At 70.8% G+C, this 14173-nt stretch carries 9 protein-coding genes and 2 pseudogenes; 5 read left to right on the forward strand and 6 right to left on the reverse strand.

Going from position 1 to position 14173, the window contains the following annotated elements:
- The first annotated feature begins 193 nt into the window (after window positions 1–193).
- Window positions 194–1138, forward strand: coding sequence for a homocysteine S-methyltransferase (gene mmuM, locus ABT057_RS44840; protein ID WP_352350360.1), 945 nt, complete (start codon window positions 194–196; stop codon window positions 1136–1138).
- Between the two features lie 85 nt (window positions 1139–1223).
- Window positions 1224–2297 (forward strand): LacI family DNA-binding transcriptional regulator, encoded by a 1074-nt coding sequence (locus tag ABT057_RS44845; RefSeq protein ID WP_352350362.1) that lies wholly within the window; start codon window positions 1224–1226, stop codon window positions 2295–2297.
- A gap of 36 nt (window positions 2298–2333) precedes the next feature.
- On the opposite strand, the gene ABT057_RS44850 is transcribed toward ABT057_RS44845, so the two are convergent.
- From ABT057_RS44850 to ABT057_RS44870, 5 genes and pseudogenes are all read right to left on the reverse strand, one after another.
- Entirely contained in the window at window positions 2334–4115 is a 1782-nt protein-coding gene (locus ABT057_RS44850) for a carboxylesterase/lipase family protein (RefSeq protein ID WP_352350364.1), read from the reverse strand.
- Between the two features lie 92 nt (window positions 4116–4207).
- Entirely contained in the window at window positions 4208–5476 is a 1269-nt protein-coding gene (locus ABT057_RS44855) for an alginate lyase family protein (RefSeq protein ID WP_352350366.1), read from the reverse strand.
- 46 nt (window positions 5477–5522) lie between these two features.
- Window positions 5523–8681: an alginate lyase family protein gene (locus tag ABT057_RS44860; protein WP_352350368.1), complete on the reverse strand. Its 3159-nt coding sequence runs from the start codon at window positions 8679–8681 to the stop codon at window positions 5523–5525.
- Entirely contained in the window at window positions 8678–10201 is a 1524-nt protein-coding gene (locus tag ABT057_RS44865) for a glycosyl hydrolase family 28 protein (protein ID WP_352350370.1), read from the reverse strand. Before ABT057_RS44865 ends, ABT057_RS44860 begins: the two co-directional genes overlap by 4 nt.
- Window positions 10202–10307: 106 nt before the next feature.
- Window positions 10308–10415 (reverse strand): annotated as a pseudogene (locus tag ABT057_RS44870) (carbohydrate ABC transporter permease); the annotation flags it as partial.
- Window positions 10416–10978: 563 nt separating this feature from the next.
- Between ABT057_RS44870 and ABT057_RS44875 the strand changes: the two are divergent.
- A complete protein-coding gene (locus tag ABT057_RS44875) occupies window positions 10979–11992 on the forward strand; it encodes a hydroxyacid dehydrogenase (protein ID WP_352350372.1) in 1014 nt (337 codons plus the stop codon).
- Between the two features lie 60 nt (window positions 11993–12052).
- On the opposite strand, the pseudogene ABT057_RS44880 reads toward ABT057_RS44875, so the two are convergent.
- A pseudogene (locus tag ABT057_RS44880) lies at window positions 12053–12272 on the reverse strand (aldo/keto reductase); the annotation flags it as partial.
- Here ABT057_RS44880 and ABT057_RS49335 point away from each other — a divergent pair.
- Complete coding sequence (locus ABT057_RS49335) at window positions 12202–12492, forward strand: MmyB family transcriptional regulator (protein ID WP_502974072.1); 291 nt, start codon at window positions 12202–12204, stop codon at window positions 12490–12492. The pseudogene ABT057_RS44880 and the gene ABT057_RS49335 sit on opposite strands and share 71 nt — an antisense overlap.
- Window positions 12493–12834: 342 nt before the next feature.
- Window positions 12835–14169: an ABC transporter substrate-binding protein gene (locus ABT057_RS44890; protein WP_352350374.1), complete on the forward strand. Its 1335-nt coding sequence runs from the start codon at window positions 12835–12837 to the stop codon at window positions 14167–14169.
- The last annotated feature ends 4 nt before the right edge of the window (window positions 14170–14173 follow it).

Consider the following 14173-nt stretch of genomic DNA (forward strand, 5'->3'; position numbering starts at 1 on the left):
TGAGGGAGACGGGTCCGTCGTGCCGGCCGAGGATCTCCCCGGACTCGGCGCGCACGAGGTCGGTGGCGGGCAGTGTCTCCCGAGGCTGCGGCATCCGCCAAGGTTATCGAGACGGTCTCCCGCATGGTGGGCGATCTGTTCACGGGGTGGACGTGGACGGCGGTCCGTCGCCGCCTTCGACTAGCGTCGTGGCATGACCAGCGACTCTCCTCCCCCGCACGGCGGTGGCGCATCGCTCGCCGAAGCCCTCGCCGCCGGCACCGTCGTCCTCGACGGCGGCATGTCCAACCAGCTCGGGTCCGCCGGCCACGATCTGAGCGACGAACTGTGGTCGGCGCGACTGCTGGCCGAGCGGCCCGAGGCGATCACCGAGGCACACCTCGCATACTTCGAGGCAGGCGCGAACGTGGCGATCACCTCCAGCTACCAGGCGACCTTCGCCGGTTTCGCGAGGCGTGGCATCGCCGAGGAGGAAGCCGCCCGACTGCTGGCGCTCAGCGTGGAACTGGCCCGGGAGGCCGCCCGTCAGGCCCGGGGCAAGGGGGCCGCGCAGCCGATGTGGGTGGCCGCGTCGGTGGGGCCGTACGGGGCGATGCTGGCGGACGGTTCGGAGTACCGGGGCCGCTACGGACTGAGCGTCGACGAGCTGGAACGTTTCCACCGGCCCCGGCTGGAGGTGCTGGCCGCCGCCGGGCCCGATGTCCTGGCGCTGGAGACGGTTCCCGACGCCCAAGAGGCCGAGGCGCTGCTGCGGGCGGTACGAGGACTCGGAGTTCCGGCCTGGCTCTCGTATACGGTCGACGGTGGACGGACGCGTGCCGGCCAGCCGCTGGACGAGGCATTCGCTCTCGCCGCCGACGCGGACGAAGTGATCGCCGTGGGCGTGAACTGCTGCGCGCCCGAGGACGTCGACGCGGCCGTGGCGACGGCGGCCCGGGTGACGGGCAAGCCGGTCGTCGTCTATCCCAACAGCGGCGAGACGTGGGACGCCGAGGCCCGGGCGTGGAAAGGCCGCTCCACCTTCGCCCCTGCCCGGGTCCTGGGCTGGCAGGCCGCTGGAGCCCGGCTGATCGGCGGCTGCTGCCGGGTGGGCCCGGAGGCCGTGACGTCGATCGCCCGGACACTGGGCGCGTCGTAGATCTCTCCCGCACGACCTGCTACCACTGCTAGCCTCCGCTCGGGGAAACCGGTTGCTACCGGTGTTTCCGAGGGGAGGGGTGGGGATGACCAGGAAGAGCCCGGACGCGGCGGGCAGCACCATCCGGGACGTGGCGGCCCGCGCGGGGGTGTCCGCGTCGACCGTGTCACGGGTGCTCGGCGGGGTGTACCCGGTGAGCGCCGAGACCCGCACGCGGGTCCTGCGGGCGGTGAACGAACTCGACTACGTCGCCGACGCGCGCGCCAAGGCGGTCGCGGGCGCCGGAACGCCCACGTTGGCCTTCGTACTGGAGGACATCACCGGTCCGTCGTTCGCGCTCATGGCGCACGGCGTCGAACGCGAGGCGCACCGGCTGGGCCATCTGTGCCTCGTGTGCAGCACGGAGGGCGACATGCGGCACGAGCTGGACTTCGTCGAGACGATGCGGGCCCAGCGGGCCGCCGCCGTGATCCTGGTCGGCGGCGCCGCCGACACCCCGGAGTACCGGGCGCACACCCGCCGTATCGCGGACTCGCTGGCGTCGGCGGGATCCCGGCTGGTGCTGTGCGGACGCCCGCCGCTCGGGCCCGGGGCGCCGGTGACCGTCGTCGAGTACGACAACCAGGGCGGCGCCTTCGCCCTGGTGGCGCACGTGCTCGCACAGGGGCACCGGCGGGTCCTGTTCCTCGGCGGCAAACCGGACCACACCACGGCCCTGGGCCGCGAACGCGGCTACACCGAGGCCCACCGGGCGCGCGGCATCGCGGTGGACCCCGAACTGGTCCTGCACGGCGACTTCACCCGCGACACCGGACACCGGCTGCTGCGCCGGGCCCTGGAACGGGGCCTGGACTTCACCGCGGTCGTCGCGGCCACCGACATGGTCGCGGCGGGCGCCCTGACCGCCCTGCACGAGGCCGGCCTCGACGTCCCGGGCGACGTGTCGCTCGCCGGCTACGACGACATCCCGTTCGCCCGCGACCTCCACCCCGCCCTGACGACGGTCCACGTCCCCTACGAGGAACTGGGCCGCCTCGCCGTCCGCACCGTACTGGCCCGCATCCCGGACACACCGGGCGAGCACCTGTTGCTGGGGACGCATGTGGTGGTGCGGGGGTCGGTGGCGGGGGTGGGGCGCGGGTCCCTGGCCGTGCGGTGAGGCAGGAGGCGCGGGCGGTGCGCCGGGGAACGGGGCTCAGCTCCGGCGCACACCCCCGGCCCGGCGCAGGCGGCGGACGGCCGACCTGAGGTCCGCGCCGCGAGCCGGCCGGCCGCCGGCCGGCTGGTCGGGCGACGGGACCGGGTCGGCGCGTCCGGGGCCGTCCGGGGAGGTGTCTGCCTGGGCCTCGGCTCTGGCGTCGGTGGCCCAGAGGGCGAGTTCCTGGTCGCGGGGTCCGTATGCGGTATACGGTCTCCCGGATGTCGTATGCGGCGGGCTGACCGCCGTATGCAGACCGCCGCCGACCGCAGGCAGGTCACCGTCGCCTGCATACAGCTCCTTGTCGCCCGCATACGGTACGCCGCCGTCCTCGGCCGCCCCTTCCCCCTCCCCGAAGATCCGCACAGGATGACGCGCGTCCCACGCCTCCCATCCGGGGTCGCCCGTCGCCGCGAACCGCACCCACGCCTCGTGCATCGCGTCGGCCAGTTCCTGCGGCGCGTCCTCTCCGGCGAGTTTCGCGGACTCGGGGGTGCGGCCGGTGTCGAAGACGAAGCCGAGTTCGAGGGCGTGGCAGGCGCCGAGACCGGGGCGGCCCGAGGGCCAGGCGAACTCATAGACGTACGACGTGCCGGGGCGGGCGTCGGCCAGCCGGTGCAGGGGCATCCGCAGCAGGTGGTCGGTGACCATCTGGCCGACGATCTCGGCGGCGTTGGCCCCGGGGTGCAGGACGCGGTAGCCGCGCGGCACCTCGTGGCCGCAGTGGCAGCGGGCCATGGCGCCGGCCAGGGCGACGGCGCCGAGCCGGTCGACGCGTTCCAGCAGGCCGCCGGGGACGAGCCAGAGCCGGTACTCGTCGCGGGTCCAGCCCAGCAGCAGGTCGGTGCCGGTGGCGGCGCCGCCGTCGACGAGGGCCTCGAGCGGGTCGCGCGGGACGAGATCGCCGTCGACGACGATGCCGAAGGCGGGCCCGCCGAGGACGGGGCTGCTGAGGCGGCCGACGTCGGCCTGGGTACGCAGCAGCAGGTCCCGGTCGACGGCGGCGAAGGCCTCGGCGGTGGCGGGGATCTTCAGCCGGGCCGCCATCCGGCGCACCATGCGGCGCACCTTGTCGCGTTCGAAGGCCTCCGGCGGTCCGCTCTGCAGCACGGCCCGCCGGAACAGGCCCTGCGCCTGCGGGGCGGCGATCAGGGCGCCGGTGCTGATGGCTCCGGCGGACTGTCCGGCCAGGGTGACCCTGTCGGGGTCCCCGCCGAAGGCCCTGATCGAGCGGTGGACCCATTCCAGCGCGGCGAGCTGGTCGCGCAGGCCGGGGTTGGCGGGGGCGTCCGGGAACAGTCCGTAGCCCTCCACCCCCAGCCGGTAGTTGATCGAGACGAAGACGATTCCGTCGCGGGCGAAGTGACGTCCGTCGTACACCGGCACGGCCGAGGATCCCCTGGTCAGCGCGCCGCCGTGCAGCCAGACCAGGACGGGGAGGCGGGCTTCGGGGCCGGGGGCGGGGGTCCAGACGTTGAGGTTGAGACAGTCGTCGCCGGGCACGACCGGATCGGACAGGTACTGGGCGAAGGCCTCCGAGTACGGGGGTTTCGGAGGCGTCGGCCCGAAGGCGACGGCGTCGCGGACGCCGTCCCAGGGTTCGGGCGGCTCGGGCGGTCTGAATCTGCGGGCTCCGAAGGGGGGTGCCGCGTAGGGGATCCCCCGGAAGACGGCGACGCCGTGCTCGTACCGTCCGCGGACGGCCCCGTAGGGGGTTCCCACGACCGGGTCGGGGTCCTGCTGGTCCTCGGCCACGGAGTTCGTCTGGTCTGCGGTCATCTGCCCACCAGCCCTTCGCCGCGCTCGTGCACCGATAACACCAGAGCACCACATCGGTGCCCGGTATTCCGGTGCACGAGCCTGTACGAGGGCTATTTGGCGTACATGAGGGTGCCGAAACCGAGCTGGTCGTAGCCGCCGCTGGTGGACCCGTAGTCCCCGCCGCCGCCCTCGGGTGCGACGGAGAAGCACATCCGGGAGATGTACTTGTCGTCGAGGTACATGCGCCGGTTGTAGTGGTAGTGGAGCATCGCCCAGACCGGACGGACCTGGCCCCGGGAGGAGGACGAGATGGCGGTCTGGGACTGCTGGGCGCAGTTCTGCCCGGTGCCCCAGGTGTAGGTCGTGAAGGGTACGTCGCTGCCGAGGTTGTACTTGGCGACGTACTGGGCGGCCTTCATGAAGCGGCGGCTGTCGTGGGAGTACAGGTCGTCGCCCTGGTTCCAGGCCATCTCGCAGATCGCGCCCAGCTGGCCCATGCCCATGACGGTGTGCCCCTGGTCGCGGCCGGACTCCTGCCACTGGCCGAGGTCGTAGCCGTCCGCGTCGGTGTAGAGGTAGGGGACGGCGTGGGCGAGGGAACCGTTCCCCGCGCCCGACGTGAAGTAGGTGACGGCCTGGTCGTACTTCGCGTTGTCCTCGTTGAGGATGCCGATGGCGAGGACGGAGGCCATGTTGCACAAGTCCCAGTTGGCCCAGTAGTTCGTGATGCAGGCGTCGTTGTGGTTGGTGAGGAAGCTGTTGTTGAGCGGGTAGAAGACGCTCTCCATCATGTCCTGGAACGCGGCGAGGTCGAAGTCGTCGTAGTCCCGCATGAGTTCGGCCGCGTTGGCGAACTGCCAGCCGTAGATGCCGGCGGCGAGGAAGCGGTCGGCGTTGCCGGTGACCGAAGTCAGGGTGGTGGCCCAGGCATTGAGGATGGCGGCGGCGCACCGGGCGTTGGCCTCGGTGCCGCCGACGCGCCAGCGAAGCGCGTTCTGGTAGGCGGCGGCGATGTCGTTGTAGAGAAGGCCGTAGTTCTCGCCGGTGCCGCCGCGGACGATCGTCGCCGTCGCCCGGGGCGTCCAGGTGGACCGGGAGTGGGAGTTGGCGGTCAGCGCGTTCCAGCCGGACAGCCAGGGGTCGGTGCCGGCCGCGACCCTGACCTTGGCCCGGTTGATGTCGCCCGCGTTGTGGAGCATGCCGGGGTGGGTGAAGGCCGCGGGCGCGGCATCGGCCGTGGTGGCGCCCACGCCCAGGGCGAGGGCCGCGGTGAGTCCGCCGGCGGTCTTCAGCAGACCGCGGCGGCTCGTGTTCGGCGGGGAGGGGCGGCTCGCGCCCGCCGGGTCGTGGTGCGGTTGGTGGGGGGATGTGCGGCTCATGGGTGCGGCTCCCATCGTGGGGGACCTGTGGGGGATCCCCGGTCGTCTATGCCGAGGTGACGATCACCTCGCCGAACCGTGCTGTGCCGAGGGCCGGTTGGCTGCGGGAGCAGACCACCAGGCCCACGTGGTAGGGGGCGTCACCGAATCCGGGGATCGTGCCCTCGGCGAGGGTGGTCCAGGTGACGCCGTCGTCGGTGGAGACGTGGGCGGTGAAGGCGCCTGCGGTGCGCTTCAGCCTTAGGAGGACGGGGAGTCGGACGGAGGTGGTCCCGGTGAAGGCCGAGGCGCCGGCCACCGTGGGACGCAGCATGAGCTGCGCAGTGGTGCCGCCGGTGACGATCACTCCGGCCGCCTGGTCGAACGGCGACAGCGACTTGGTCATCAACAGCCCGACCCGGTCGGCGCTCGTGCCCTCGCGGGAGAGCAGCCGTGCGGTGATCTCACCGTCACCGGTGACAGCCTGCCGGACGAACTGGCCGGTCATTCCTTGGGAGTTGGTGTTGAGATCGGAGCCGGCGCCGCGGACGAGGAACGTTCCGTCCTCGTGGACCGTGCTGCCTGGTGCGAGCACGGCGACGACGCCGAGGGTGCCGTAATCCCGACGGTCGGCCACCACATCCCCTAGATCGCCGGACGTCCACGGTGCGGGCAGCGGATTCGTGTCCGGGGCAGGTGTCGGCCCGTCGGCCGGTGCGGTGACGGTGGGCGCGGTGGCATGGGTGCTCAGTGAACGAGGGCCCGTCCCACCGCAGTTGGTCTTGGCGACCGTGTAGTGGTACGTCGTCCCGGGCGTACCGCTCGCGTCGGTGTACCGGATGCGGGTGCCGAAGCCGACCGGTCCGACCGCGGTGGCGAGGGCACGGTAGGGGCCTTGGGGGCGGGTCGCGCGCAGGACGGTGTAGCGGGCCGCGAGGTCGGGGTCGCTCCAGGTCAGCCGGACGCCGTCGGCGGCGGGGGCGGCTCGCAGGCCGGTGGCGGTGCGGGCGGGGCGGGGAGTGCGCCAGACATCCCCGGCGGGTCCGGTCACGCTCACGTTGTCGAAGGCGCCGGTACCGGTTTCCGCGTAGTCCTCGGCGATGCCGAGGGAGGAGGTGAGGGCGAGGCCGGCGTATGCGATGTGCGGCATACCGTCGACCTCCGTCGTACCGACCACGGTCCACCGCATACCGTCTGCCGAGATCGAGCCGGTGCAGCGTCGGCCCTTCCGGGTCACGCGCACCCAGTACGGGGTCCGCAGCCGGTAGCCGTCGCCCGCGCCCTCGACGTACGGGGCCTCGATCGGGGTCGCCGACTCGGGGAGCGTGCCGAGGTCGGAGATCGGAAAGGCGGCCTTGGCGGTGATCGCCTCCTGCTGGGTCGGGGGCACGAGGGTGCTGCCGGTGGCGGTCACGGGCGCTCCCGGCCTCTGGCGTACGGTCCACACGCCGCTCCAGGTGTGCAGGGGCAGTCCCTGGACGAGCATCGAGGCGTGGGGTGCGCCGATGTCGTCCGGGGAGGCCCGCAGGGTGACGCCGATCTTGGAGTACTGGGAGCTGAGCGGCCACACGATCCGTGCGGTGACCGTACCGTCGCCGTGCAGGGGGAGGTGGGCGACGCGGCAGGTGTCGGCGGTGCCGGACGCCTCCAGCACGAAGCGTTCGCCGTCGAAGGCGGCCGACCCGGGGGTGTGGACGTCGCCCACGTCGAGCGTCGTCCAGGGGGACGGCAGCCCGGCTGTAGCCGAGGCTACGGCCGAACAACCGCTCCTGCCCAGGGAGTTGGATGCGGTGACCGTGTAGTGGTACGTGCGTCCGGTGTGTACGGCGGTGTCGGTGAGCTCGGGCTCGGTGACGCCGGTGGCGATTTCCTCGTAGGGCCCCTGGAGGTCCTGGGCGCGCAGGACCGTGTACCCGGTGGCGAAGGCGGACGGCAGCCAGGAGACGGTGACCGCCTTCCGCTCCCCCACCGCGGTGACGCCGGCGGGAGGCGCCGGAACGGCCGGGGCGGGGGCGGTCGTACCGGCATAGGCGAAGGTGCCCCAGCCGGGCAGGTCGTCGTTGCCGCCCTCGACGACGCGGGTGCCACCGGTGCCGCGGAAGACGGCCGCTTCGGTGTACGGGGTGTCGAGACCGCGGACGCCCGCGTAGTGGGCGTGGTACATCTCGTAAACGGGGGGCAGGGTGCCGCGTGCGGTCGCCGAGACCGCCTGTTTGATGTACTTGCCGGTGCGGTCGAGGTCGGGGATGAAGGGGACGTCGCCGCCGAGGTTGTAGCGGGCGGCGTACTCGGCGCCGGCGAGGATCCGGTCTCCTTCGTGGGCCCACAGGTCGACGCCCTGGTTCCAGGCGACCTGGGCGGCGTCTCCCATGAGGCCGACGGCCAGCTGTTCGTGGCCCTGATCGCGGCCGGACTCCTGGCCCTGGCCGTCCGCGGTGACGACGCGGTGGGCGACGCTGCCGTTGCCGGCGCCCGCCGCGGCATAGCGCAGGGCGTCCTCGACGAGTGTGCGCTCCTCGCAGAACACCCCGATGGCGAGGATGGACTGAAGGGCCGTCAGATCCCAGTTTCCGTTGGCGTAGAGCATGTATCCGGAGACCGCCGGATACCAGACGTTCAGGAAGGACTCCTCGCAGCGGGCGACGGCTGATTCGGTCCAGCCGTCGTAGCCGGTGTGGCGGAGCAGTTCGGCCGCGTTGGCGAACTTGAAGGCCTGCAGGCCGGCGCCGAGCGGCCCGTCGGCGCCGGTGATGATCGTCAGGGAGGCGGACCAGGCGTCAAGGATGTCCCGGGCTTTGTCGGCGTGGGCGCGGTCTCCGGTGACGGACCAGATGAGGGCGTTCTGGTAGGCGGCTGCCGAGTCGGCGACGGCCTGGTTCATGAAGTTGGACGGGCCGCGGCCCCAGGAGGTGATCTGACCGGTGTTCTGGATGGTGTATGCGGTCTGCGATCGACTGTGTGCGGTCAGCGCGAGAAAGCCGTCGTAGACGGGCGACTGTCCACCGTCCACCGCCGCCTTCATCCGGGCGAGGTCGGCCGCGCTGTGCAGCAGACCGGGGTGGGTGAACGTGAACGGGGGCCCGTCGAGGTCCGCCCCATCGGCGTCCGCCCCCTGGGCAGTGGCCCCGGCAGGGGGCAGGAGCAGGGAGTTCGTGCCCGCGGCGAGCAGCAGTGCCGTGGAGGATCTCAGCAGGCCGCGGCGGCTGACAGGGCTGACAGGGCTCACAGGGCGGCCGCCGCGGCCTCGGCGGTGGTGAGGAACTTCAGGTTGGTCACGTGCTCGTTGTAGAACCACTGGACGGCGTCGGTGGTGTAGTACCAGGTCGGCTTCTTCATCGAGTCGGCGACGACCAGGCCGTTGATCACGAGGTTTTCGAAGGTGACGTTCTTGATGGCGTGGTCGGCGTCGTAGCCGAGGAAGAGCGACGGGTTGGCGTGCGTGCCCGTGTAGGTGAGGTTCTTGACGTACACGTCCTCGATGCCGCGGCCGACCGAGGTGTTGTACTTCGTGTTGTACATGATCCGCATGTGGATGACCTGGCCCCAGCGGAAGTCCTCGATCCGTACGTCCTCGATGCGGACGTTCTTGATCAGGTTGGAGTCGCCGGGGTTGAGGGCGATGCAGCCTTGATAGCCCATCTGGGGTTCGCGGTGGTCGAGGACGTCGATGTTCTTGATGAGCAGGTTCTCGATCGTCTCCGGGGCGTCGGTGTTGCCGTGCGTGCCGACGTTGATCGGGTGGGCGACGTCGGCCCAGAGGGTGCAGTTCTGGATGGTGATGTCGCGGGTGTCGCCGTAGTAGTCCCAGCGGTGGGCGTAGATGGCGAAGCAGTCGTCGGAGTTGCGCATGAAGCAGCCGTCGAAGACGATCCCGGTGGCGGAGAAGACGTCGAAGCCGTCTCCGTTGCCCTTCGAGCTGAACGAACGGGCCTTTTTGACATGGATGTTGGCGCTCTCGGCGAACGTGCCCGCGTACCCGTTCGGGTTCATGATGATGACGTCCTGGACCCGGATGTCGGTGCTGCCTTCGCAGAGGATCCCGCCGGGGCCTGCGTTGAGCATGCCGTGCCCGGTGAGGGCGGCCTTCTCCACGTCCTTGAAGTAGACCTGCGCCTGGAGGACCGCGCCGCCCGCGAGGTACACGGTCTTGCCGGTGGGGACGGTGAGGACGTTGCCGGTGACGGTGTGGACGCCGGGGCCGAACCAGAGGACGTCGGGGTCGTCGGCGGAGGGCGGGTGGGGGTCGACGCGGTTGGTGATGACGTGCAGGCAGTCGAAGATCTCGTCGTTGATCTGGACGACGAGGTCTCTTGGCTCGTCGAGCGTGAACCGCAGGGTGTCACCCAGGAGTTCGGGCGTGATGCCCAGCGCGTCGGGTCGCACTCCCGCCTTCGTGGTGCCGCCCTTGAGATACGTGATCTCGAGTTCCACCGCACCGCAGAAGTCGAAGTACACCATCGACGAGTTGTAGACCTTGCCGGAGCCGGTGGCGGCGTTGATCTCCTCCAGCTGGGGCCGGTAGATGTCGAGGGTCTGCCACTCGCCGTCCGGAGCGGTGCGGACCCGGACCTTGAAGCTGGTGTTGGTCGGCATGACGGCCGGGCGGGGGTAAGTCACCAGTTTCTGGGCGGACTTGCGCTCGTCCGCGTGGGCCGCCGCGGCCGTCGGGCCGCCGGAGAGACCTGCGGCGACGACGGTGGCACCGGCGGCCTGGAGTGCGCTGCGGCGGGACAGGGGCGTGTTCATGCGTGACTCCTTGCGGCGGGACAGGGGCGGGGTGCGGGAGGTGAGGGAGCGCCTGAGGTACGGGGGATGTCCGCGGCGCGGGAGGTCTGCGGCGCGGGCGGTATGTCTACTTCTGTCCGGACGTCGACATCCCGGCGACGAAGCCGCGTTGGGCGACGAGGAAGATCAGCAGGGTCGGTACGACGTACATCACGGAGGCGGCCGTCTGGAGGTTGGGGGGAGCGAAGTGGGGAGAGAGAAGAGAGGCCCACGCATAGCAACCGGTTGCCATGCCTGGCTGGCCAGAGCTTGTTCCGCTCTCGCGGACACGTCAAGAGGCCTCGCAGAATTTCGAAAACTCCGCGCCCCTTCCGACCGTGCGCCCGACCTGCCCGCGAGCCGAGCCCCTTCCCCCGGGTGCAATCCCCTGACCTGGCTTTATTCAGGCCGCCCACGCTGTCGCCTGCCACCGCCGACCGATGGCCGCCCCCGTCATCGCCACCCGACCGCCCCTCTCTCCCCCGACCCCGCCCGCTTCCTCTGCCGCCCGCCCTCCCCACCCGGATAGAGGAAACAGCCATCGCACACGGTCGTCCGCCGACGATCGTCCGCCAAACGGCCGCGGCCCGGCCGGCCCTCCGCACCCGACAATCCTCCGAAGTGGACCTTTACCGCGGAAACGGCTGAAAGATTTGCGGTCGGGCGATGCTTCCGACCGATCGATTGACCCCGCCTCCACAGCAGACCTACCGTAGAAGACGCTTTCAGAAAACGTTTCCCACGCACCTCAGGAGAGTCATGCCCAGCGCTCAGCTGCCCAGGGTCGTGTTCGCCATGGATCCGGTGCATCTCCCGCTGCTCTTCCCCGCGCCGCTGCTGGCTCGCCTGCAGCGGACGGCCGAGATCGACCCCGCGCTCGTGGTGCGGGACTTCGCCGACCCCGCCGTCGCCTCGGCGCTGGCCGGCACCGACGTGCTGATCACCGGCTGGGGCTGCCCGCACCTCGACGCGGGGACGCTCACCGCGGCGCCCCGGCTGCGCACGGTCCTGCATGCCGCGGGATCGGTGCGTTCGCTGGTGGGTGAGGCCCTGTGGACGCGTGGGGTGGCTGTTTCCAGCGCGGTCACCGGCAATGCCGTACCCGTCGCGGAGTACACCCTCGCGATGATCCTGCTGGCCGGGAAGGACGCCTTCGCGCACCGCGAGCGCTACCGCCGTACGCACACCCACCCCACCTTCGACGAGACCGCCGCCACCGGCAACGTCGGCCGCCGGATCGGCGTCATCGGTGCCTCCCGGGTGGGCCGGAGCCTGCTGCGACTGCTGCGGCCGTACGACTTCGAGGTCCTCCTCCACGACCCCTACGTGGACCATGCCGAGGCCGCCGGACTGGGTGCGCGGCTGCTCTCCCTGGAGGACCTGCTGCAACGCAGCGACATCGTCAGCCTGCACGCGCCCGACATCCCCGCCACGCGTCACATGCTCGACCGCGATCGCCTCGCCCTCATCCGCGACGGAGGCGTGCTGATCAACACCTCTCGCGGCAACCTCGTCGACCACGCCGCGCTCACCGACGAACTCGTCTCCGGCCGGCTGCACGCCATCCTCGACGTCACCGAACCCGAGCCCCTGCCCGCCGACTCCCCGCTGTACCGCCTCCCCAACGTCTTTCTCACCCCGCACATCGCCGGCTCCCTGGGGAACGAACTGGAGCGCCTCGGCCGCATCGTCGTCGAGGAACTCGAACGCGTCGCGAACGGCCTGCCGCTGGCACACGAGGTGCGTCACGCGGACCTGGCACGGGTGGCCTGAGACCACCGCACACCGGAGAGCGCGGGTGGCCTGAGACCACCGCACACCGGAGAGCCGGACTCAGTTCTCGACGCCGAGACCGGACATGACGGCGCCGGGTACCGGTCGCCGCGCGCCGCGTCCGGCGGCACCGCCTTCTCCATCTCGGCGAGGTCGTCCGCGGTGGGGTCGAGCTCCATCGCGGGCAGCGCCTCGGCCGGCCGCAGGCGATGGCCGGCTTGGCGGCGGCGCACCCCTTCGCCTCGGCGACGCGGCGCAGAGCTGGAATCGTCGACCGGTTGCAGGCGGCCGGCGCCGGCTTCCGCCGGCTCCGGGCCGAGCACGAGGTGGCGGTCCTGCGCGCCGACCGCAAGACCTTCCTGTACCCGCGGGTGGGCCGCCTGCCGATGAACTGCGAGACGCTGGTCATTCCCGAGCCAGAACCACAGGCCGCCAAGGCATCGACCCCGGCAGTCCCACCAGCGGCATCGGTGGGACCGGAGCCGACACGGGCGGCCTGAGACCGTCGCATGCCCGGCGCGAGCCGGGTACCCCTTGCGCAGGACGTCGGACGGGTCGGCGACCCTCTCGTAAACGGTTTCTCCAACTCTGACCTGCGTCGACCGTTCGACCACCCGACCCCGCGGGAACTTTTTCCCGCACACCCCTTGATTAGGCCCGTCCGGTCGGCCTACGGTCCTCAGCAACCGGTTTCTACACCTTCGCTCCGGCTGATCCCACGAGCGCGAGCCGATGCCGCAGCCGAGCCGCTGCGGCCGCCCGCCGACCATCGTTCCCGGCCAGTACCGAGCCGCCGTTCTCGCTTCTTCCGAGACGCCTACTTTCCGAAGGATCACGGTCAGATGAACTCCACCAGCCCCCGGAGAAGGTTCGCCCTCGCCGCCGTCGCCGGTCTCGCGCTGACAGGTCTGCTCTCCGCCTGCGGCGGTTCGGATGGCGACGGGGACTCCTCGGCGTCCGGCCCGGTCACCCTGCCTTTCTGGGGCTGGGCGAACGGCCAGGAGGCGGTCGTCAAGGCCTTCAACGCCTCCCACAAGGACGTCCAGCTCAAGTACACCAAGGTCACCGACCAGTTGACGATGCAGAAGCAGCTCACCAACGCGGTCAAGGCGAAGAACGCTCCGTGCCTGGTGCAGAACACCGCCGAGTACGTCACGAGTTGGGTCTCGCAGGGCGCGCTCGCCGACATCACGAAGTACGTGGAGTCCAGCAAGAGCAGGTTCAACGCCGGTTCCTGGGCGGGTGCGCAGGTGCAGGGCAAGCTGTACGGCGTCCCCACCAGCTCCTCGCCCAACTTCACGATCTACCGTACGGACGTCTTCGCCAAGTACGGCATCAAACCCCCTGCCACCTGGGACGACTTCATCGCCGCGGGCAAGGTGCTCAAGAAGCACGGCATCAAGATCACCAACTATGCCGGAGAGGACCCCAGCACGCTGGAGGTGCTCGCCATGCAGGCCGGCGCGCACTGGTACTCCATCGACGGCGACTCCTGGAAGGTGGACTTCCAGGATGCGGGGACCCTCAAGGCCGCGAAGGTGATCCAGGAGATCATCGACAACGACCTCGACTCCAAGCTGTCCTTCGCCGACTACGCCGCCGTCCAGCGCAACTACGACGACGGCGGCACCGTGACCCGGCAGATCTCCACCTGGCAGATGGCCGGCATGGTGCAGAACTTCACCAAGTCCGACGGCAAGTGGGCGCTGTCGCCCTGGCCGACGTACGCCGGCGAGTCCGCCAAGACCCCGGCGGGCACCAACCTGACCGGCAGCGTCACCCTGGTGACCAAGCAGTGCGCGCACCAGCAGCAGGCCGCCGAGGCCGCGCTGTGGATGTCGACCGACACCGGGGCGGTCAGGACGATGGCGAGTCCGGAGACCGGTAACGGGGTGATGCCGGCGCTGGCCGACAGCAGCGCCTACGTCGACGAGGCGATCTCGCAGAAGCTGCTGGGCGAGAACTACGGGCCCGCCAAGCAGGTCGTGACCGACAGTCTGGGCACCATCACCACCGACTGGACCTTCGGTCCCAACTGGACCGCCATGTTCACGGAGCTCCAGGCGGGCTGGGCGAAGGTGGTCGACAAGCAGGAGACGGTCACCGACCTGCTGGCGCACATGCAGAAGTGGACGGTCGACGACCTGAAGTCCCGCGGCATCAACGTCACGGGCTGAGGCG

The organism is Streptomyces sp. NPDC002588, assembly GCF_040295925.1.
Lineage (GTDB): Bacteria > Actinomycetota > Actinomycetes > Streptomycetales > Streptomycetaceae > Streptomyces.

Coding starts and splice junctions, on each gene's coding strand:
- ABT057_RS44845 (WP_352350362.1), top strand. CDS start 1,224: ATGACCAGGAAGAGCCCGGACGCGGCGGGCAGCACCATCCGGGACGTG.
- ABT057_RS44865 (WP_352350370.1), bottom strand. CDS start 10,201: ATGAACACGCCCCTGTCCCGCCGCAGCGCACTCCAGGCCGCCGGTGCC.
- ABT057_RS44850 (WP_352350364.1), bottom strand. CDS start 4,115: ATGACCGCAGACCAGACGAACTCCGTGGCCGAGGACCAGCAGGACCCC.
- ABT057_RS44855 (WP_352350366.1), bottom strand. CDS start 5,476: ATGAGCCGCACATCCCCCCACCAACCGCACCACGACCCGGCGGGCGCG.
- ABT057_RS49335 (WP_502974072.1), top strand. CDS start 12,202: ATGGCCGGCTTGGCGGCGGCGCACCCCTTCGCCTCGGCGACGCGGCGC.
- ABT057_RS44890 (WP_352350374.1), top strand. CDS start 12,835: ATGAACTCCACCAGCCCCCGGAGAAGGTTCGCCCTCGCCGCCGTCGCC.
- ABT057_RS44875 (WP_352350372.1), top strand. CDS start 10,979: ATGCCCAGCGCTCAGCTGCCCAGGGTCGTGTTCGCCATGGATCCGGTG.
- mmuM (WP_352350360.1), top strand. CDS start 194: ATGACCAGCGACTCTCCTCCCCCGCACGGCGGTGGCGCATCGCTCGCC.